14 protein-coding genes and 1 pseudogene are annotated in these 19,350 nt (G+C 72.8%); 5 read left to right on the top strand and 10 right to left on the bottom strand.

Annotation, left to right across the window (positions count from 1 at the left end; translation table 11 throughout):
• Nucleotides 1–41: 41 nt before the first annotated feature.
• The 4 genes from ACIQOW_RS35835 to tsaD all read right to left on the bottom strand — a co-directional run bounded on the left by ACIQOW_RS35835 (nt 42) and on the right by tsaD (nt 5,128).
• Nucleotides 42–1,088: a cytochrome P450 gene (locus ACIQOW_RS35835; protein ID WP_401092039.1), complete on the bottom strand. Its 1,047-nt coding sequence runs from the start codon at nt 1,086–1,088 to the stop codon at nt 42–44.
• Nucleotides 1,089–1,247: 159 nt separating this feature from the next.
• A complete protein-coding gene (locus ACIQOW_RS35830; protein ID WP_401092038.1) occupies nt 1,248–1,439 on the bottom strand; it encodes a hypothetical protein in 192 nt (63 codons plus the stop codon).
• Nucleotides 1,440–1,667: 228 nt separating this feature from the next.
• Entirely contained in the window at nt 1,668–3,941 is a 2,274-nt protein-coding gene (locus tag ACIQOW_RS35825) for a M9 family metallopeptidase (RefSeq protein WP_401092037.1), read from the bottom strand.
• Nucleotides 3,942–4,090: 149 nt separating this feature from the next.
• Entirely contained in the window at nt 4,091–5,128 is a 1,038-nt protein-coding gene (gene tsaD, locus ACIQOW_RS35820) for a tRNA (adenosine(37)-N6)-threonylcarbamoyltransferase complex transferase subunit TsaD (protein ID WP_401092066.1), read from the bottom strand.
• Nucleotides 5,129–5,306: 178 nt separating this feature from the next.
• Between tsaD and ACIQOW_RS35815 the strand changes: the two genes are divergently transcribed.
• Together ACIQOW_RS35815 and ACIQOW_RS35810 are read left to right on the top strand one after the other, a co-directional pair.
• Entirely contained in the window at nt 5,307–5,909 is a 603-nt protein-coding gene (locus ACIQOW_RS35815) for a superoxide dismutase (RefSeq protein WP_401092036.1), read from the top strand.
• 247 nt (nt 5,910–6,156) lie between these two features.
• A complete protein-coding gene (locus ACIQOW_RS35810) occupies nt 6,157–7,185 on the top strand; it encodes a glycosyltransferase family 2 protein (protein ID WP_401092035.1) in 1,029 nt (342 codons plus the stop codon).
• Between the two features lie 43 nt (nt 7,186–7,228).
• Here the strand turns inward: ACIQOW_RS35810 and ACIQOW_RS35805 are convergent, their stop codons facing one another.
• Together ACIQOW_RS35805 and ACIQOW_RS35800 are read right to left on the bottom strand one after the other, a co-directional pair.
• Complete coding sequence (locus ACIQOW_RS35805) at nt 7,229–7,909, bottom strand: aminotransferase class I/II-fold pyridoxal phosphate-dependent enzyme (RefSeq protein ID WP_401092034.1); 681 nt, start codon at nt 7,907–7,909, stop codon at nt 7,229–7,231.
• A gap of 151 nt (nt 7,910–8,060) precedes the next feature.
• A pseudogene (locus ACIQOW_RS35800) lies at nt 8,061–8,663 on the bottom strand (GntR family transcriptional regulator); the annotation flags it as partial.
• Nucleotides 8,664–8,877: 214 nt separating this feature from the next.
• Here ACIQOW_RS35800 and ACIQOW_RS35795 point away from each other — a divergent pair.
• Nucleotides 8,878–10,131 (top strand): Tm-1-like ATP-binding domain-containing protein, encoded by a 1,254-nt coding sequence (locus ACIQOW_RS35795; protein WP_401092033.1) that lies wholly within the window; start codon nt 8,878–8,880, stop codon nt 10,129–10,131.
• A gap of 45 nt (nt 10,132–10,176) precedes the next feature.
• Nucleotides 10,177–11,001, top strand: coding sequence for a phosphoenolpyruvate hydrolase family protein (locus tag ACIQOW_RS35790; protein WP_401092032.1), 825 nt, complete (start codon nt 10,177–10,179; stop codon nt 10,999–11,001).
• Nucleotides 11,002–11,089: 88 nt separating this feature from the next.
• Here the strand turns inward: ACIQOW_RS35790 and ACIQOW_RS35785 are convergent, their stop codons facing one another.
• The 4 genes from ACIQOW_RS35785 to ACIQOW_RS35770 all read right to left on the bottom strand — a co-directional run bounded on the left by ACIQOW_RS35785 (nt 11,090) and on the right by ACIQOW_RS35770 (nt 17,676).
• A complete protein-coding gene (locus ACIQOW_RS35785; protein WP_401092031.1) occupies nt 11,090–12,430 on the bottom strand; it encodes a hypothetical protein in 1,341 nt (446 codons plus the stop codon).
• Nucleotides 12,431–12,607: 177 nt separating this feature from the next.
• Nucleotides 12,608–13,594: a methylmalonyl Co-A mutase-associated GTPase MeaB gene (gene meaB / locus ACIQOW_RS35780; protein ID WP_401092030.1), complete on the bottom strand. Its 987-nt coding sequence runs from the start codon at nt 13,592–13,594 to the stop codon at nt 12,608–12,610.
• Nucleotides 13,595–13,606: 12 nt separating this feature from the next.
• Nucleotides 13,607–15,811 (bottom strand): methylmalonyl-CoA mutase, encoded by a 2,205-nt coding sequence (gene scpA / locus ACIQOW_RS35775; RefSeq protein ID WP_401092029.1) that lies wholly within the window; start codon nt 15,809–15,811, stop codon nt 13,607–13,609.
• The gene (locus ACIQOW_RS35770; protein ID WP_401092028.1) at nt 15,808–17,676 is read right to left on the bottom strand and encodes a methylmalonyl-CoA mutase family protein; all 1,869 of its coding nucleotides are present in this window, start codon (nt 17,674–17,676) and stop codon (nt 15,808–15,810) included. The genes scpA and ACIQOW_RS35770 overlap by 4 nt, the downstream gene beginning before the upstream one ends.
• Nucleotides 17,677–18,224: 548 nt before the next feature.
• Here ACIQOW_RS35770 and ACIQOW_RS35765 point away from each other — a divergent pair.
• Entirely contained in the window at nt 18,225–19,310 is a 1,086-nt protein-coding gene (locus tag ACIQOW_RS35765; RefSeq protein WP_401092027.1) for an NlpC/P60 family protein, read from the top strand.
• The last annotated feature ends 40 nt before the right edge of the window (nt 19,311–19,350 follow it).

Below are 19,350 nucleotides of genomic sequence, written 5' to 3'. Positions count from 1 at the left end.
GTTCCGGGGTGCTCGGTGCTCGGCGGACGGCGCCCGGCGGGTCAGGCTCCGACCCGCGCCTCGAACCGTACGGAGAGCAGGGAGCGCAGCGGCACGTGGGCCTGCTGCTGCGGGCTGTGGACGGTCAGGCGGTTGTCCAGGGCGACGGCCAGCAGGCGCTCGGCCAGCGGCACGATGAGGTGCTTGGCCCAGCAGCGGGCGCCGTCGAAGCCGAAGGGCATGAACGCGGGCGTCTTCTCCGGGTCCGCGACGCCGTCCCAGCGCTCGGGGCGGAAGTCCAGCGGGTCCGGCCAGTAGTCGGGGTGGCGGTGCATCAGCAGCGGGAAGAGCGCGACGTCGTCCCCGGGCCGGATCTCGGGATGCAGGCCGGTGTACGCCTCGCCGCCGTTGCGGTACAGCATCCAGGCGGGCGGGAGCAGCCGCAGGGTCTCCCAGAGGACGGTGGTGAGGTTCGCGCGGTCCTCCGGCCGGGCCCGCCCGGGGCCCAGCAGCCACAGGGCGTTGCCGGTCAGCGCGGCCACTCCGTCGCAGAGGGTGGCCGTCGCCCGCCGGTACATCGCGACGGCCTGCCGGCGCTCCAGCGGGTCGTCGGCGCCGCGGATCAGTGTGGCCAGTTCGGTGCGGCCCTCGTGGCCGGCGGAGCCGGGCCAGACGGTGACGGTGCGGTCGACGAGACGGGAGAGGGTGTCGGAGCGGGTGATGCCGCGCTTCGACAGCAGGGAGACCGGCAGCGGGTCGGCGGCGAACAGCCAGCGGCGCAGGTAGGAGGTGCCCGCGTAGGGCCAGGGGCCGGACAGCCCGCGTGCCGGGGGCGGGGGCTTCCGGACGCCCGCCATGGCGTCCTGTCCCAGGGCGCGGATGGTCCTGGTCGCGCTGTCGTGGGGGATGTCGGCGCCGGCGGCGGGTTTGTAGACCGAGCGTTCGGTGGAAAGAACGGGGCGTGCCGCGACGACTTCGGCCATCAGCCGGGAGTCCGAGACACCGACCTTGGACGGGTCGATCCGGAACACCTTCTCGTCTCTGTCCAGCAGTTCCCGAATTCTCGGGGCGTACACGACGGAACGGCTTCGGGTGGTCGCCGTCGCCATTTCTTCCACGGTAATCGAGCCTCCATTTCGAAATGGCCGGGACAGGCGTTCCGGAGCGGCCCGGGAGCGAATCCGGAGCGGCCCGCGGAGTGATTCCGAACGTGCCGCGGCGCCGGCGGGGTGCCGGCCGACCCGGGCCCCCGCCGACGGCTGACCACGTCAGATGACGTGCAGCACCCACGCGTGGTTCGCGAGGTCCTCGTCCTTCTTGAACTTCCTGACGAGCGACTTGATCATCTTCATGATTAATCTCCATTCCTGGGATCGCGGATGTGGCGGCACCGCCGCACCCGAGCCGTCAGAGGTATTCGGCATTCCGTCGCCGGAAGCCGAACGGGTTGATCTGTTCATGGACACTAATCGAAACTTCGCCGCCCGGACACCCCTTCGGCAGAAAAGTATGCGATCTCTGCGCGATGTTAACGGTCTATTCGGTGGTCGAATCGTTATAACCCGTGGAATGTCCCGGCGGAGTCCCGCCGGGGCCCTGGCGGGGAACGCGGAAGAGCCCCGCGAAGCCGCGGGGCCCTTCGGTGCGTGCGGTGCGCGCCGTGCGTGCGGCGCGCACCGCACGGTCGGTCAGTTGTAGGTCGTGGTGACGGTCACGCCGCCGAAGCCCTGCTGGGCGTGGAGACTGAAGAAGACGTAACCGGCCGGCGGGTTGGTGATGGTCAGGGTCTCACCGTTGCCGCCGGTGGTGGACTTGGCCGTGTAGGAGCCGGTGGTGGCCCAGGAGCCGGCGTTGTAGTAGAGGTCGGCGTTGCCGGTGCCCCCGCTGGTGGTGATGGTCAGCTGCTTCACACCGGCCGGCAGGTTCAGGTAGCTGTAGCTGTAGTTCCCGGTGGTGGCGGCGACGTTGTCGCGGCGGCAGTCCTTGTCGAACTGCCGGGCGTCGGCGGCGGTGCACAGCGGGGCCTTGGGCTGCTCGGTGGGCAGCGAGCCGCAGTTGTCGGCGCCGCACTCCTTGAGCCAGGCGGCGAAGTCGGCGTCGTACTTGGTGCCGATGGTGGTCTTCAGCAGGGTGCGGGCGCCGTTCCAGTCACCGGCGCGGTACTTGGCGAGCAGCGCGTCGACGTCCTGGGGATGCGACTGGAGCATGTAGCGGACGGCCAGGTAGCCCCAGTTGTAGACGCGGGTGGAGTCCGCGTTGTCGTACGTGGTGTCGAACAGGGTGCTCAGGCTGTAGGTGCCCTTGGCGGCCTGGGCGACCGCGGCGTCGTAGTGCTCCTTGCGGTAGCCGTAGGAGACGTACTCGGCGAGGCCCTCGACCCACCAGATGGTCGGGGTGGTCATGCCGGCCTCGAAGTCGCCGTACATGTCGTAGCGGCCGTCGAGGTAGTGGGTGTACTCGTGGTTGAGGTTCCAGATCTGGAACTCGGGGCGCAGCCAGGAGGCCTCGTGGGCGATGAAGCGGGCCTGGTTGCCGACCGTGGCCGGGTTGCCCTCCTCGTACATGCCGCCGTTGTCGACCTCGATCTTGTACATCTCCCAGGCGTACAGGCTGTAGTTGTAGTAGTCGTCGAAGGCGACGACCTCGAGGTTGGTGTTGTTGTCGTTCGGGACCGGGCCGCCGTCCTTGACGATCTTGTGGAAGTAGGCGTCCTGGTTGACCAGGCTGGTGCAGGTGTCGGCGAGCTGCTGCGCGGTCATCTCCTGCGCGCGGATGCGCAGGTTGGGGTTGCAGGTGTGGTCGACGGTGAGCACCTGCGGGACGAGCTTGGCGGGCACGTCACAGGTGCCGTAGTAGGAGCAGTTGCCGGCGTCCTTCTTCTCCGTGAACCAGAGCAGGTTCATGGTGAGCGGACCGGTGTTGCCGACCAGCGGGTAGCGGTTGATCAGGTCCTTGAGGATCGGCCGGCCCTGGGCGCGCAGCGCGTCGTTCGCGACGAAGTTGCCCAGCTGGATGCCGATCTTGGTGACCACGTCGCCGCCGTCGATCAGGCCGCTGTTGCGGGTGACGAAGGACGACACGGTGGTGGCGAAGGACGGGTCGGCCTGGAGGGCGGAGACGAACTCCGGCAGGTCGAAGCCGCGCTCGATGACGGTCTCGGTGTTGGCGACGGCGCTGGTCATCGCGGCGGGCCAGCTGCCGGTGTAGTCGTTCAGCAGCCGCTTGACGACGCCGGTGTAGCGGGCGTTCTCCGCGGCGCTGTCGATCAGGGTGACGGCCTCGGAGAGGGTGGCGCCGTTGGCGTCGGTGGCGTCCTTGCTGTGCGGGGCGGCGTAGAAGGCGTCCAGCGCGCCGCGGATGGCGGCCTTCAGGCTGTCGCCGTACGGACCCACGGCGTCCGCGTTGTACCACTGCACGTAGTAGCCGGCGCGCAGGAAGAGCACCAGCTGCCCGGCTGAGGTGGAGTTGTCGCCCGGGTAGGTGGCGGAGACGTCGCGCAGGGCGTTGGCGACGGTGACCATCTGGGCCTCGTTGAAGGCGCCCTTGGCGTCGTTGCCGGTGAGCTTGAAGAGCGTGTTGACGCAGTCGAGCCCGGCGGACTTGACCTGCTGGACCAGCGCGGCACCGGACTTGCCGGTGAACGCGGAGACGTCGCAGGCGGCCGCGAGCTGCCGCGCTGCCGGGGCGGCGCCGACGGTGCTGCCCGCCGTCGGGGCGGTGGCCTTGGCCTGCGGGTCCGAGGCGAGCGGGCGGGCGTCCTCGGGGGTGTCGGGGGACTTGGGCACCGGGATGGTGCGCGGCGCGGCCTTTCCGGCCGAGGCGGCCGGCTGCCCGGCCGGTGCGGTGGTGGTGGCGCCGGCGGCCTGTGCCGCCGGTGCGAACAGGCCGAGCGAGAGGAGGAGGGCGGTGCCGAGCGCAGGGAGTCTGCGCGCGCTGTCCTTCGCTATCGAGGAGGGACGCATCTGTGGGGGCCTCCGGGGCCGTTGAGGGTGGGGGTGGCCGCGCTGCGTGGGGCGCACGGGCCTTGCTGTGTGACATGTAAAATGGCACAACGGAGAACGCGGAGGGAAGCCCCGGGAACGGATTGCCGGTCGGCGAGACCGAAACGTTGTCAGGTCCGCACGAGCGGACGGGGAGTGAGCGCCGCGAACTCCAGCGGCGCCGACGGGTCCACCGACAGGTCCGCCGGGGCCGGCCGCGCGCCCGAGCGGACCAGCAGGTCGCCGACCGCCGCCACCATCGCGCCGTTGTCGGTGCACAGCCGCAGCGGCGGCACCCGCAGCGCGATCCCGGCCGCCGCGCAGCGCTGCTCGGCCAGCGCGCGCACCCGGGAGTTGGCCGCGACCCCGCCGACCACCACCAGGGTGCCGATCCCGTGGTCCCGGCAGGCCCGCACCGCCTTGCGGGTCAGCACGTCGGCGATCGCCTCCTGCAACGCGGCCGCCGCGTCCGGCACATGGGGCTCGCGCTGGGCCTCGACCCAGCGGGCGGCGGCGGTCTTCAGGCCGGAGAAGGAGAACGCGTAGGGGTCGTCCCGCGGCCCGGTCAGCGGGCGCGGCAGCCGGACGGCCGTCGGGTCGCCCTCGCGCGCGGCGCGGTCGATCGCCGGGCCGCCCGGGTAGGGGAGCCCCAGGATCCGGGCGACCTTGTCGAAGCACTCGCCGGCCGCGTCGTCCAGGGTGTCGCCGAGGTGGACGACCGGGTCGCGGGCCAGGTCACGGACCAGCAGCAGTGAGGTGTGGCCGCCGGAGACGATCAGCACCACGCACGGGTCCGGCAGCGGCCCGCCGTCCAGGGTGGCGGCGGCGACGTGCCCGGCGAGGTGGTGCACGCCGTACAGCGGGACGCCGAGTGAGAAGGCGTAGCCCTTGGCCGCGGCCACGCCGACCTGGAGCGCCCCGGCCAGCCCCGGGCCCGTGGTCACCGCGACCGCGCCGATGTCGCCGAGGGTCAGCCCGGCCCGGTCCAGGGCCTCCTGGACCACCGGCGCCATCGCGTGCAGGTGCGCCCGGGCGGCGATCTCGGGTACCACCCCGCCGAACCGGGCGTGCTCGTCCATCGAGGAGGCCACCGCCTGCCCGAGCAGCACGCCGTCGCGCACCAGGCCTGCGCCGGTCTCGTCGCAGGAGGACTCGATGCCCAGTACCACCGGCGACCCTGTCACAGTCACTCACCCTTGTCACTCATTACACGGAACGGTGACCATTGTGCACGACGAGACGTGAGGAATAAGCAGGAGCCCATGCTTCGTTCCTGCAACTGATACGCAATAGTGTTGACCCGGCACGATCACCACCGTTCAACCCGCCGAAAGGGGCCGTGTCCTGATGGGCACCTACACGCTTCCCGACCTGCCGTACGACTACTCCGCGCTGGAGCGGGCGATGTCGGCCGAGATCCTGGAGCTGCACCACTCGAAGCACCACGCCGCGTACGTCAAGGGCGCCAACGACACCCTGGACCAGCTCGCCGAGGCGCGCGACAAGGAGCAGTTCGGCGGCCTGGTCGGCCTGCAGAAGACCTACGCGTTCCACCTGTCGGGTCACGTGCTGCACTCGCTGTTCTGGCAGAACCTCTCGCCCGAGGGCGGCGACCGCCCCGAGGGCGAGCTGGCCGACGCCATCACCGAGCACTTCGGCAGCTTCGAGGCCTTCAAGAAGCAGCTCACCACCGCCACCACCGGCGTGCAGGGCTCCGGCTGGGGCATCCTGTCCTGGGAGCCGCTCGGTCAGCGCCTGATCGTCGAGCAGGTCTACGACCACCACGGCAACGTCGGCCAGAACGCCACCCCGCTGCTGGCCTTCGACGCCTGGGAGCACGCCTACTACCTCCAGTACCGCAACGTCCGCCCGGACTACGTCACCCGCCTGTGGGACGTCGTCAACTGGCAGGACGTGTCGGCCCGCTTCGCGGCCGTCAAGGGCGCCTGACCCGCATCGGGTGACGGCGGGCCCCGGACCGGTCGAGCGGTCCGGGGCCCGCCCCTAACGGGTGTTCCTGTAACGGGAGTTGACAGTGGAGGCGGCTGCTACACTCCGCCGCAGGCCGGACGCCATCCGCCGTTCGCCTGCCGGTCGCGTGCGCTCCCTACGCTCGCTCGGACCACTGCCGGTGATCGGCCGGCAACGGCCTCCCGGCCCGATCCGCTGCTGCCGCCGCTGAGCGAAAGGGCGCCCGATGGCCCCGCGTCTCTCCCTCGTCGTCCCGGTCTACAACGTCGAGCGCTACCTCGGGGAGTGTCTGGACTCGATCGCGGCGCAGACCTTCGGGGACTTCGAGTGCGTCATGGTCGACGACGGCTCGACCGACGACGGCCCGGCCGTCGCCGAGGCGTACGCCGGGCGGGACCCGCGCTTCCGGCTGGTCCGCCAGGAGAACCAGGGCCTGGGCGCCGCCCGCAACACCGGCTGGCGCCACCTCACCCCCGGCACCGAGTACCTGGCCTTCGTCGACAGTGACGACACCCTGCCGCCGCACGCCTACCAGCTGATGATCGACACCCTGGACGAGACCGGCTCCGACTTCGCCGCCGGCAACGCCCTGCGCCTGCGCACCACCGGCCTCAGTCCCTCGCACGCCCACCGCCGCCCGTTCCGCGAGACCAGGCTGCGCACCCACGTCAGCGAACTGCCCGCCCTCGTCACCGACCGGACCGCCTGGAACAAGGTCTACCGGCGCTCCTTCTTCGACACGGCCGGCGTGCTGTACCCCGAGGGCATCCTGTACGAGGACGCCCCGGTCAGCGTGCCCCACCACTTCCTCGCCGACCGGGTCGACGTGCTCGCCGAGCCGGTCTACCACTGGCGCGTCCGCGAGGACGGCAACCTGTCCATCACCCAGAAGAAGACCGACCCGCGCGGCCTGGTCGACCGGGTCCGCTCGATGGAACTCGTCCGCGAGTGGCTGCTCGCCCGCCCCGAGCCCGTCTTCGCCGAACACCTGCGCGCCTACGACCGCAACTGCCTGGTCGAGGAGATCCCGATGTTCTTCTGGACCGTCCCCGACGGCGACCACGCCTACCGCGCCGCCTACCAGCAGCACGTCAGCCGCCTCCTCCGGGCCATCGGCCCCGAGCACGTGGCCACCCTGAACCCCCAGCTCCGCCTCAAGTACCGCCTCACCCTGGCCGGTTCGATGAGCGGCTTCGTCGCCGTCCAGCGCGCCCACCGCCTCGCCCGCCGCACCCGCCAGGCCATCCGCCGCTGAGCCGCCGTACCCGCGGGTCGGACCGTTCGGCGGGTACGGCGGCTCAGCGGGCCGGGCCGGCGCGTTCCGCGCTGCGCAGCAGGACGGGCAGGGCGGTGGCCAGGCGGTCGTGCCGGTCGGCGAACGGCAGCCGCAGGTGGCTGCGGAACCCGTCGACGGCGGAGAAGGCGGGCCCCGGGACGACCAGGACGCCGGCCCGGCGGGCCAGTTGGGCGGTCGCCCCGGCATCGGTGCCGGGCAGTTCGACCCAGAGCGCGGAGCCGCCGGCCGGCCGTTCCCAACGCCAGTGCGGAGCCTGCTCGGTGAGCAGCCGCTCGGCCGCGGCGAGGCGCTCGCGCAGCTGCGCGCGGCGCCGGGCCCGGGCCTCGGGCAGCGACCGGAGCAGCCGCACCGCGAGCAGTTGCTCCACCACCGGACAGGACAGGTCGACGGACTTGCGCAGCTCGGCCAGCCGGTGGATCACCGTGCGGGAGGCGCGGATCCAGCCCAGCCGCAGGCCGCCCCAGTACAGCTTGGAGAGGGTGCCGATGGTCGCGGTCCGGCTGTCCGGCAGCTGCGCGGCCAGCGGGGGCGGCGCGACGGCCCCGGGCAGGAGCAGCTCCGCGTACGCGTCGTCCTCGACGGTGTACAGGCCGTGCTCGGCGAGGACGGCGGCCCAGTCCTGCCGGGTGCGCCCGCTCATGGCGCGCCCGGTCGGGTTGTGCACGGTCGGCTGGAGGTACACCAGGCGCGGTCGGAGCCGGCCGGCCAGCCGGGCCAGGGCGGCGGGTCCGTGGCCGTCGCCCGTGCCGGCGCCCGGGCCGTACGGGGGGGAGCGGCAGCAGCCGCGCACCCCGGGCGCGCAGTGCCTCCAGCGCGCCCCGGTAGGTCGGGTCCTCGACGACCACCGTGTCGCCCGGCTCCACCAGGCCCTGGGTGACGAGCCAGAGCGCCTGCTGGGAGCCGGCCGTCACCAGGATCTGGTCCGGCGACGTCGGCAGGCCGGCCGCGCGGTACTGCTCCGCCAGCAACTCGCGCAGCTGCGGCAGCCCGTACGGCAGGTAGCCGTCGCCGTCGAGCGCGGCGGCGAGGTCCCGGCCGGACAGCGAGTCGAGGGCGTCCGCGACGGTGGGCAGGCCCTCCAGAGCGCCGCTGGAGAGGTCGACGACGCCCTCCCGGGTGCCGAAGCTGGCCAGCCGCCCCTCGCCGACGGGTCCGCCGACCGGTCCCGAGGCACGCAGCCGCGAGCCGCTGCCGTGCCGGCTCTCCAGACGCCCCTGCGCCTCCAGGAGCCCGTACGCGGAGGTGACGGTGGAGCGGCTGACACCGAGGGACGCGGCGAGCTCCCGCTGGGAGGGCAGGGTGCTGCCCGGCGCCACGTCCCCGCGCTCGGCCAGCTCGCGCAGCGCGTCCGCGAGCAGCTGCGGCAGCGGGCCCGGACCGTCGGCGGCCCAGCCGGTGAGCAGGCGTGACAGGCGGGTGGCGGGGATCCGGTCCATGCCGTCCATGATGCCCCGGCGGGGGTGCGGGCCCGGCAGGGCGGTGGAGTGCGGCGGTGCGGCCGGCGCGGGCGACCGGTGGTGCGACGGGACGGCGGGGCGGTGCCGTGGGCCCGGTCGGACGCACGGCAGGCCACTTGCCCGCAAGTGGTCTTTGCCGCCGGCCCGGCCCCGCCGGATGATCGGGGAATCGTCCGTTCGAAGGAGCAGGGACATGGCGACCGTCGTGCTGGTCGGGACACTGGACACCAAGGGCGCGGAGTACGCGTGGCTCGCCGAGCGGCTGCGGGCGGACGGCTGCGAGGTGGTCGTGGTCGACGCGGGCGTGCTGCCGGCGCCGGCCGGCACCCCGGCCGCCGACATCGGCCCGGAGGAGGTCGCCCGCGCCGCCGGCCACGACCTGGCGGCGCTGCGCTCCGCGGGCGACCGCGGGGCCGCGGTGACGGCGATGGCCCAGGGCACCGAGCGGCTGGTCGGTGAGCTGTACCGGTCGGGCCGGCTGCACGCCGTCCTGGCGGTGGCGGGCAGCGGCGGGTCGTCCATCGCGGCCCGCGCGATGCGGGCGCTGCCCGTCGGGGTGCCCAAGCTGCTGGTGTCCACCATGGCGGGCGGGGACGTGGCACCGTACGTGGGCAGCAGCGACGTCACCCTGATGTACAGCGTGGTGGACGTCGCGGGCATCAACTCGGTGTCCTCCCTGATCCTCGGCAACGCGGTGGCCGCCGTCGGGGGCATGGCCGTCCGGTACGAGCGGCTGCTCGCCGCCCCGCGCCCGCCGGGCCGCCCGCTGGTCGGCGCCAGCATGTTCGGCGTGACCACGCCCGCGGTCGACGCCGCCCGCGAACGCCTGGACGAACTCGGCTACGAGGTCCTGGTGTTCCACGCCACCGGGGCCGGCGGCCGGGCCCTGGAGAAGCTGGCCGCGGGCGGCTTCCTGGCAGGCGTCCTGGACCTGACCACCACCGAACTCGCCGACGAACTGGTCGGCGGTGTGCTCAGCGCCGGGCCGGACCGGCTGACCGCGGCCGGTCGGGCCGGCCTCCCGCAGGTGGTCGCGCCGGGCGCGCTGGACATGGTCAACTTCGGCCCCCGGGAGACGGTTCCGGAGCGCTTCGCCGAGCGCCGGCTGCTGGTCCACAACCCCACCGTCACCCTGATGCGCACCACCGCCGAGGAACTGGCCGCCGTCGGCGCCGACCTCGGCCGGAAGCTCAACGCGTCGCGCGGCCCGGTGACGGTGCTCTGGCCGCTCGGCGGCGTGTCCGCCGTGGACGCGCCCGGCGGGCCCTTCCACGACCCGGCCGCCGACCGGGCCGGCCTGGCGGCGCTGCGCTCGGCGCTGGCGGGCGGCCGGGTCGAGCTGCGCGAGTTGGACGCCCATCTGAACGACCCGGCCTTCGCCGTCGCGGCCGCCGACCGGCTGCACCAGCTGATCACCGCGCAGGACCGCCCGTCGGCGAACAACTGACGACGCGTCACCACCGCACCGCCCCACCGCAAGAGGAGTCCACCCGTGAACCGCACCGAAGCCCTGGCCCGCCTGACCGCGCAGATCACCGCCGGCCGGCCGGTCATCGGAGCCGGCGCCGGCACCGGCCTGTCCGCCAAGTGCGCGGAGGCCGGCGGCGTCGACCTGCTGATCATCTACAACTCGGGCCGCTACCGGATGGCCGGCCGGGGCTCGCTGGCGGGCCTGATGCCGTACGGCGACGCCAACGCCATCGTGCTGGAGATGGCGGGGGAGGTGCTGCCGGTGGTCCGCGAGGTGCCGGTGCTCGCAGGGGTGTGCGGCACCGACCCGTTCCGGATCATGGGCAACTTCCTGGACCAGCTGAAGGCCGTCGGCTTCACCGGGGTGCAGAACTTCCCCACGGTCGGACTGATCGACGGCACGTTCCGGGCGAACCTGGAGGAGACCGGGATGGGCTTCGGGCTGGAGGTCGACATGATCCGCCAGGCCCACGAGCGCGAACTGCTCACCGCCCCCTACGTGTTCGACCCGGGGCAGGCTGCCGACATGGCCCGGGCCGGCGCGGACGTGCTCGTCCCGCACGTCGGGCTCACCACCAAGGGCTCCATCGGCGCGGCCACCGCGCTCACCCTCGACCAGGCGGCGGCGGCCGTGCAGGAGATGCACGACGCCGCGAAGCGGGTCAACCCGGAGATCATCGTGCTCTGCCACGGCGGTCCGATCGCCGAACCCGAGGATGCCCGCTACGTGCTGGAGCACACCACGGGGATCGCCGGGTTCTTCGGCGCTTCCTCGATGGAGCGGCTGCCCACCGAACGCGCCATCACCGAGCAGGCCCGGGCCTTCAAGTCCCTCCCGCTGGGCTGAACCCGGCCCAGCCGTGCCCGGCCGCGCCCCGTGCCCGGCCGGGCACGGCGCATGGCACGGACCTGCCCCGCCCGCCGTGAGTGGTGCCTCACGCGGCCTTCTGCCGTGCGACCTCGCGGGTGCGCTCCCGGAGTCGGTGCACCGTGCCGTTGGTGGCATGTGCCGGGAGGGTCGCGTTCAGCGCTCGGAAGTGCTCGTCGCCCCGGACGGAGCTGAGCGTGACGTAGTCGTCCAGGAAGGTGTCCCAGGTCGCGCAGGCGGCCTCGATGTGCCCGAGTTCCATCTGGCGGCGGGCGAGCAGGCCGTTGCCGTGGACGCGGCCCTGCTTCTCGTTGGCGGGGCGGGCCCGGTCGGAGAGCCGGAGTTCCTTGATGGAGCCCGGGAGGTCGCCGAGTTCGTACAGCACGTGTGAGACGTGGAAGTGGTACGCGGCCTGGTCGTAGCCGCCGATGGAGTCGTTGCGCCCGTCGGCCCGGGCCAGCGCCGTCTCGGTCTCGGTGAGACGTGCGAAGGCCTGGCGTCGGTCCTTCACCATGGCGGCGCCGTGTGCCTGTTGGCCCGAGAGGAAGGCCCGCAGCCTGGGGCCGGCGACGGGAGCGGCCTCGGCGGCCGAGTCGGCGAGTTCGAGGGCCTTCGGGCCGTAGCCGAGGTTGGACGCCTGGAGCGCCATGCCGCGCAGCGTGCGGCAGTACGTCACGTGGTCCTGGGCCTCCCGGGCGAGCTTGAGGGCCTGGACGTAATAGCTCTGGCCGGGTCCGTGGGCGGTCTCGTACATCGCCATCCAGCCGGTGAGATAGGTGAGATCGGCGGCGGCCGACAGCAGTTCGGCCTTCACCTCGGTCGTGCCGGATGCCTGGAGCCACGGCCCCACCGAGTTCACCAGGAACGCCGCCGCCATCGGACGGGCATGGGCGGCCCCCAGCTCGTCGAGGATTCCGGCGATCCGGTCGGTCATCGTCCGGACGGTCTGGACCTCGCCCCTGCCGACACGCACGGTCCGGCCCGCGGCGGCACGGGCGATCCGCTCCGGGCTCTCGTCGAACTCCGGCAGCGTGAGGGCCAGCGAGTAGAGACCGGCGGCCAGCACACCACGACGTGAGGGATCCATGTCGGACCTGCCGATCGTCATCAGATCGGGCAGGACGCCTCGGCCGGCCGCCTGCCCGGCATGTGGCCCGAACCCGGTCTCCTCAGGTGTCACCGGCCGCCCGAGCCGGCGGGAGAGCACCTCCCGAACGACCTCCCGCACCTCGGCCCGGGGGCGTGTCCCGGTCAGCCAGTGGGAGATCGCCGACGCGTCATAGGCGAGCCGGAGCCCGGCCTCGGCGCCGACCCGGTTCACGGCCCGGGCGAGCTGACTGTTGCCCGTTCCCGCCTGCCGCATGAGCGTGGCGAGCGCGGTGTTCGGTGTACGTGGCCGGTGGGTCATCGTGATCCCGTCCCCTGTTCGACCGGTGCGGCGGCTCGACCAGCTTCCTCGGTTCTCCGCTCTGGTGTACCCGTATCGACTTGGCGTCATCCGTTCGGGCGATTGCCGCCCCGGGGTATGCGAAGCGCCGTGCCCCCTACTCGTGTGGGGCACGGCGCTCGAACCGCAGGCTCTCGGTCAGCCGAAGAAGGCGTCCAGGATCTGCTGGGCGGCCAGCCCGGCCGGGAGGGTGCCGGCCCGGACCTGGGTCTCCAACTCGGGTGCCAGCCGCCGTACTTCCGGGTTCTCGTGCAACCGCGCGTACAGCTGGTCGTGCACCATCGCCCAGGTCCACTCGACCTGCTGGTCCCGCCGCTTGGCGGCCAGGGCGCCCGTCGCGTCCAGCACCTTGCGGTGCTGCTGCAACCGCTCCCACAGCACGTCCAGTCCCGCGCCGTCGAGGCCGCTGCAGGTCAGCACCGGCGGCGTCCACGCGGCATCGGGTGCCTGCAACAGCCGCAGCGCGCCCGCGAGTTCACGTGCCGCCGCCTTGGCGTCCCGCTCGTGCGGGCCGTCCGCCTTGTTGACGGCGATGACGTCCGCGAGCTCCAGGACGCCCTTCTTGATGCCCTGCAACTGGTCGCCGGTCCGTGCCAGGCTGAGCAGCAGGAAGGTGTCCACCATCCCGGCGACGGCCGTCTCCGACTGGCCCACGCCCACCGTCTCGATGAGCACCACGTCGTACCCGGCCGCCTCCATCACCACCATGGACTCCCGGGTGGCCTTGGCGACCCCGCCCAGTGTCCCCGAGGTGGGGGAGGGCCGGACGAAGGCGGCGGGATCCACCGCCAGCCGCTCCATCCGGGTCTTGTCGCCCAGGATGGAGCCGCCCGTCCGGCTCGACGTCGGGTCGACGGCGAGGACGGCGACACGGTGGCCCTGGTCGGTCAGCATGGTGCCGAAGGAGTCGATGAAGGTCGACTTGCCGACACCGGGCACCCCCGTGATGCCCACCCGGACCGCGCCGCCCGCGTGCGGCAGCAGCCGCCGGAGCAACTGCTGGGCCAGCGCGCGGTGGTCGGGCCGGGAGGACTCGACGAGCGTGACGGCGCGCGCGATCCAGGCGCGCGAGCCGTCCAGTACACCCGTCACGTAGCTGTCGAGGTCGATCGTCCGCGGAGGCATCCGATCAGGCGATCACAGCTCGTGGCCGAGGTCGGCCGCCAGTGACTTCAACAGGTCGTACGCCGCGTCCGGGATGACCGTGCCGGGCGGGAAGACCGCCGCCGCGCCCGCCTCGTACAGGGCGTCGAAGTCCTGCGGCGGGATGACCCCGCCGACCACGATGGTGATGTCCTCCCGCCCCGCCTCGGCGAGTTCGGCGCGCAGCGCCGGCACCAGGGTCAGGTGCCCGGCGGCCAGCGAGGAGACGCCGACGATGTGGACGTCCGCCTCGACGGCCTGGCGGGCGACCTCGGCCGGGGTCTGGAACAGCGGGCCGACGTCCACGGTGAAGCCGAGGTCGGCGAAGGCGGTGGCGATCACCTTCTGGCCGCGGTCGTGGCCGTCCTGGCCCATCTTGGCGACCAGGATGCGCGGACGGCGGCCCTCGGCCCGCTCGAACCGCTCGACCAGGTCGCGGGTGCGCTGGAGGGAGGCCGACGGCCCCGCTTCGTCTCGGTACACACCCGAGATGGTACGGATCTGGCCGGAGTGGCGGCCGTACACCTTCTCCAGGGCGTCCGAGATCTCGCCGACGGTGGCCTTGGCCCGGGCCGCGCCGACGGCCAGGTGCAGCAGGTTGCCGTCCAGCGAACCGCCGCGCTGCGGACCGGCCTCGGCGGCCCGGGTCAGCGCGTTCAGGGCGTCCTGGACGACGGTCTCGTCGCGCTCCTCGCGCAGCCGGCGAAGCTTCTCGATCTGGCGGGCGCGCACCGAGGAGTTGTCGACCTTGAGCACCTCGATCTGCTCGTCGCTCTCCACCCGGAACTTGTTGACGCCGATCACCGGCTGGCGGCCGGAGTCGATCCGCGCCTGGGTGCGGGCGGCGGCCTCCTCGACGCGCAGCTTGGGGATGCCGGCGTCGATGGCCTTGGCCATGCCGCCGGCCGCCTCGACCTCCTGGATGTGCTCCCAGGCCCTGGCGGCCAGGTCGTGCGTCAGCTTCTCGACGTACGCGGAGCCGCCCCACGGGTCGATCGACCGGCAGGTGCCCGACTCCTGCTGGAGCAGCAGCTGGGTGTTGCGGGCGATGCGGGCGGAGAAGTCGGTGGGCAGGGCGAGCGCCTCGTCGAGGGCGTTGGTGTGCAGCGACTGGGTGTGGCCCTGGGTCGCCGCCATCGCCTCGACGCAGGTGCGCGTCACGTTGTTGAACACGTCCTGGGCGGTGAGCGACCAGCCCGAGGTCTGCGAATGGGTGCGCAGCGAGAGGGACTTGGGGTTCTTCGGGTCGAACTGCCTGACCAGTCTGGCCCACAGCAGCCGGGCCGCGCGCAGCTTGGCGACCTCCATGAAGAAGTTCATGCCGATCGCCCAGAAGAACGACAGCCGCGGCGCGAAGGCGTCCACGTCCAGCCCCACGTCCAGACCCGCGCGCAGGTACTCCACCCCGTCGGCGAGGGTGTAGGCGAGCTCCAGGTCGGCCGTCGCACCGGCCTCCTGGATGTGGTAGCCGGAGATGGAGATCGAGTTGTACCGGGGCATCTTCTGCGAGGTGTACGCGAAGATGTCCGAGATGATCCGCATCGACGGCTGCGGCGGGTAGATGTAGGTGTTGCGGACCATGAACTCCTTGAGGATGTCGTTCTGGATGGTCCCCGCGAGCTTCTCGGGCGGCACGCCCTGCTCCTCGGCCGCGACGATGTACAGGGCGAGGATCGGCAGCACGGCGCCGTTCATGGTCATCGACACGGACATCTTGTCCAGCGGGATGCCGTCGAACAGCTGGCGCATGTCGTAGATCGAGTCGATGGCGACACCCGCCATGCCGACGTCGCCGGTGACGCGCGGGTGGTCGCTGTCGTAGCCGCGGTGGGTCGGCAGGTCGAAGGCGACCGAGAGGCCCTTCTGGCCGGCCGCCAGGTTGCGGCGGTAGAAGGCGTTGGACTCCTCGGCGGTGGAGAAGCCCGCGTACTGGCGGACCGTCCAGGGCTGGTTGACGTACATGGTCGGGTACGGCCCGCGCAGGTACGGGGCGATGCCCGGGTAGGTCTCCAGGAAGTCGAGCCCGGCCAGGTCGTCGCCGGTGTACAGCGGCTTGACGCCGATGCCCTCGGGGGTGTCCCAGAGCAGCTCGTCGACGTCCTTGCCGGTGGACTGGCGCCAGGCGGCCCGCCACTGGTCGTCCGTGACGTCGGCGCCGCCGCCGCCGTCCAGCCCGATTCCGGTGAAGTCGGGGATCATCGAGCGGCTCCGATCTGGTCCAGCAGGGAGGTGAGGACGGCGACGGCGTCGCCCCCCGCGAAGATGAACTCGTCCACTCCGGACGGGAGTTCGCCGAGGCGTCCGGCCAGCAGCACGGTGCCGGCGCCGGCCGCCTTCAGGGCCTCGGCGACGGACGAGGCGTGCTCGGCGTACAGCGCGTCGCTGGAGCAGAGGCAGGCGACGGTCGCGCCGGAGGCGGTGAACGCCTCGGCGAAGGCCGCCGGGTCGACGGACTCGGCGGAGACCGTCGCGATGCCGCCCGCCTGGAACAGGTTGGCGGCGAAGGTGGTGCGCGCGGTGTGGGCGGACGCGGAGCCGATCGAGGCGAGGAAGAGGGTCGGACGGGCGCCGTGCAGGGCGGCATGGGCGTCCGAGCGGTCCCGCAGCGCCTCGTAGGCCTCGGCGCGGCGCACCTGCGGCAGGCCGCCGCCCGGGGCCGCCGGGGCCGGCTCGCGGACCAGCGGCTGCTCGTCCAGGTGCGGGAACTCGCTGACGCCGGTGACCGGTTCGCGCCGCTTGGCGAGCCGCACGGAGCGCTCGGCCCAGGTCGCGGCGATCCGCTCCTCGACCAGCCCCGCGGAGAGCGCGGCGTGCTGGCCGCCGGCCCGCTCGATCTCCTGGAACCAGGCCCAGGCGGCCCGGGCCAGCTCCTCGCTCAGCTGCTCGACGTACCAGGAGCCGCCGGCCGGGTCGATCACCCGGGCCAGGTGGGACTCCTCCAGCAGGATCGTCTGGGTGTTGCGGGCGACCCGGCGGGCGAAGGCGTCCGGCAGGCCGAGCGCGCTGTCGAAGGGCAGGACGGTGACGGAGTCGGCGCCGCCGACCCCGGCGGCCAGGCAGGCGACCGTGGTGCGCAGCATGTTCACCCACGGGTCGCGGGCGGTCATCATCACCCGGGAGGTGACGGCGTGCTGGCGCTGCGCGGAGGCGTCCGCGCCGGCCCCCGAGACCTCGGCGACGCGGGCCCAGAGGCGGCGCGCGGCACGGAACTTGGCGATGGTGAGGAACTGGTCGGCGTCCGCGGCGTAGCGGAACTCCAGCTGGCCGAGCGCGGCGTCCACCGGGAGCCCGGCGGCGGTCAGCGCGCGCAGGTAGGCGACGCCGGTGGCCAGCGAGCAGCCGAGTTCCTGGGCGGGGGAGGCGCCGGCCTCGTGGTAGGGCAGGGTGTCCACCGTGAGCGCCCGCAGGCCGGGGTAGCCGGCCGCGCAGCGGGCGGCCAGCGCGGTGGCCTCGGCGAGCAGCGCCCCGGTGCGGGCGGCCTCGCCGGTACGGGCCTGGAGGCCGAGCGGGTCGGCGCCGAGGTTGCCGGAGGCGGCGCCGGGGGAGACCTCGCGCTCCTCGTACAGCCTGAACAACTGCTCGGCGGCGTCGGTGAATTCGGGTCCGGCGTCGAGCGCCACGGCGGCCAGGTCCAGGTACACCCCGGCCAGCGCCTCGGGCAGCGCGTCCAGCGGGAGGCCCGCCTCGCCCAGCTCCAGCCAGAGCGAGCTCACACCGTGCTCCAGGTCGGTCAGGACCGCCTCGTTGGTGCGCCGGCGGTCCGGGTCGGCGTGCCGCTGGCGTACGTCCCACCCGGCCACGGCCGAGCCCTGCGGCCGGCCGCCGCGCACGAACGGTGGGAAGCCCGGGTAGCCCGGGGCCGCGGCGGTGTCCTCGGCGGTGTACAGGGGGCGTGCGCTCAGCCCGTCCTGGAGCCGGGTGGTGAGCGCCTGCTCGGCGGCGGGGCCGTCCTCGGGCTGGGCACCGGACTTGCGCAGCACGCCCTGGACGAGCTGCTGCCACTGCTCTCGGTGCGCGGCCGGGAACTCGGCGGCGAGGGGGAGCCTTTCGGGCGGGACCTTCATGTGCGCAGGTTAGCGCTCGTTCGCAGGGCCGCAGGAGGGGAATCCCGTGTGACCTTTCCCTCTGTTCGGCGGATTTCGAGCACTCCTCGGGCCGGGGAGTGCCAGCGGGCGCCGAGGCGTGTGGCACCTGGGGCGGGAGTGGGTGTCGGGGCAGGTGGGACCAGGGACGGGAGGAGGCGGGGAGGGGTGCCGAGGAGCGTGGTACCGGGGGCGGGAGGGGAGGCCGTGACGGGTGGTCGGAAGGGCGGCGCGGGTCTCCTCCGGGCGGCCGCGGCGGTGGACGGCGTCCGATGTCAACCCCGATGGCACGGACCGCGTTCGATGTCCCGTCATGTTCCGGATCCGTCATGATCAGGGGGATTGCGGAACCCTGCCCCTCATCTATTAAGTTACTTCGAAGAAGGTGGGCGGGGCAGCACCCCCCCGTTGCTCGTCCTGCCCGCCTTCGCCGTTCCTCGGCCCCGTCCGAGCTGTCCACCGGCCCCGTCCGTGCCGTCTCCGGCCCCGTTCGAGCCGTCCCCAGACCCCCCGTAAGGAGAGCGACCGCCATGGGAAAGCGTCGCAAGCCCAGCCCCCCGAGCCGGGCCCGCATGGCGGTGCTCACCACGGCCATGGCGGCCGGCGGCGCGGTCCTCGCCTCCGGTACCGCCCACGCCGAGCCCTCCCCGACCCTCGCCTCCGTCAAGGAGCAGGTCGACCAGCTCAACGAGGATGCCGAGCAGGCGATCGAGCGCCACAACGGCTTCCAGGCGAAGCAGCAGAAGCTCCAGGGCGAGGCCAGCCAGATCCAGGAGAAGGTCGCCCGCGGCCAGGAGGCGATGAACGAGCTGCGGACCCGGCTCGGCGCGGTCGCCGCCGACCAGTACCGCACCAACGGCATAGACGCGTCGGTCCAGCTGATGCTCGACTCCGACCCGTCCGCCTACCTGGAGCGCGCCGCGGTGCAGAACCAGGTCTCCGACTCCCAGGCGAACCTGCTCAAGCAGGCCCAGGACGAGCAGCGCAAGCTCGACCAGGACCGCGCCGAGGCCACCGCCACCCTGGCCGCGCTCGACTCGGTGGGCACGCAGCTGGCGGAGCAGAAGAAGGACATCCAGACCAAGCTGGCCCAGGCCCAGGCGATGCTGAACAAGCTGAGCGCCGAGGACCGCGCCAAGATCAACGCCCAGCAGAGCGCCGAGAAGGCCAAGGCCGAGGCCCAGCAGGCCGCCACCGCCGCCGCCAAGGACCGCGCCTCCCGCTCCTCCGAGCGCCCGGACATGAACGCCCCGGTGCCGCCGGCGAGCGGCCGGGCCGCGAGCATCATCGGCTTCGCCCAGGCCCAGCTCGGCAAGCCCTACGGCTGGGGCAAGAACGGCCCGGCCACCTTCGACTGCTCCGGCCTCACCAGCCAGGCCTACCGCGCGGCCGGCGTCACGATCTCCCGGACGTCCGAGGAGCAGTGGAAGGACGGCCCGCACATCGACCGTGCCAACCTCCAGCCCGGTGACCTGGTCTTCTTCTACGACGACCTGCACCACGTCGGTCTGTACATCGGCGACGGCAAGATGATCCACGCCCCGCGCACGGGCAAGAACATCGAGGTCCTGCCGATCTCGGTGATGCCCTACAAGGGTGCCGTCCGTCCGGCCTGAGCGCGCGCCTCGACGGTGGCCCGTTCCCGCTCCGGCGGGG

The organism is Kitasatospora sp. NPDC091335 (assembly GCF_044757205.1).
Lineage (GTDB): Bacteria > Actinomycetota > Actinomycetes > Streptomycetales > Streptomycetaceae > Kitasatospora.
The sequence above is the reverse complement of the archived record's forward strand: the minus strand, read 5'-3'. Positions and strand labels throughout refer to the sequence as shown.

Excerpts from the sequence above, each read along its gene's own strand:
- ACIQOW_RS35835 (WP_401092039.1), bottom strand. The coding sequence starts at position 1,088 with ATGGCGACGGCGACCACCCGAAGCCGTTCCGTCGTGTACGCCCCGAGA.
- ACIQOW_RS35830 (WP_401092038.1), bottom strand. The coding sequence starts at position 1,439 with ATGAACAGATCAACCCGTTCGGCTTCCGGCGACGGAATGCCGAATACC.
- ACIQOW_RS35825 (WP_401092037.1), bottom strand. The coding sequence starts at position 3,941 with ATGCGTCCCTCCTCGATAGCGAAGGACAGCGCGCGCAGACTCCCTGCG.
- ACIQOW_RS35815 (WP_401092036.1), top strand. The coding sequence starts at position 5,307 with ATGGGCACCTACACGCTTCCCGACCTGCCGTACGACTACTCCGCGCTG.
- ACIQOW_RS35810 (WP_401092035.1), top strand. The coding sequence starts at position 6,157 with ATGGCCCCGCGTCTCTCCCTCGTCGTCCCGGTCTACAACGTCGAGCGC.
- ACIQOW_RS35795 (WP_401092033.1), top strand. The coding sequence starts at position 8,878 with ATGGCGACCGTCGTGCTGGTCGGGACACTGGACACCAAGGGCGCGGAG.
- ACIQOW_RS35785 (WP_401092031.1), bottom strand. The coding sequence starts at position 12,430 with ATGACCCACCGGCCACGTACACCGAACACCGCGCTCGCCACGCTCATG.
- meaB (WP_401092030.1), bottom strand. The coding sequence starts at position 13,594 with ATGCCTCCGCGGACGATCGACCTCGACAGCTACGTGACGGGTGTACTG.
- scpA (WP_401092029.1), bottom strand. The coding sequence starts at position 15,811 with ATGATCCCCGACTTCACCGGAATCGGGCTGGACGGCGGCGGCGGCGCC.
- ACIQOW_RS35770 (WP_401092028.1), bottom strand. The coding sequence starts at position 17,676 with ATGAAGGTCCCGCCCGAAAGGCTCCCCCTCGCCGCCGAGTTCCCGGCC.
- ACIQOW_RS35765 (WP_401092027.1), top strand. The coding sequence starts at position 18,225 with ATGGGAAAGCGTCGCAAGCCCAGCCCCCCGAGCCGGGCCCGCATGGCG.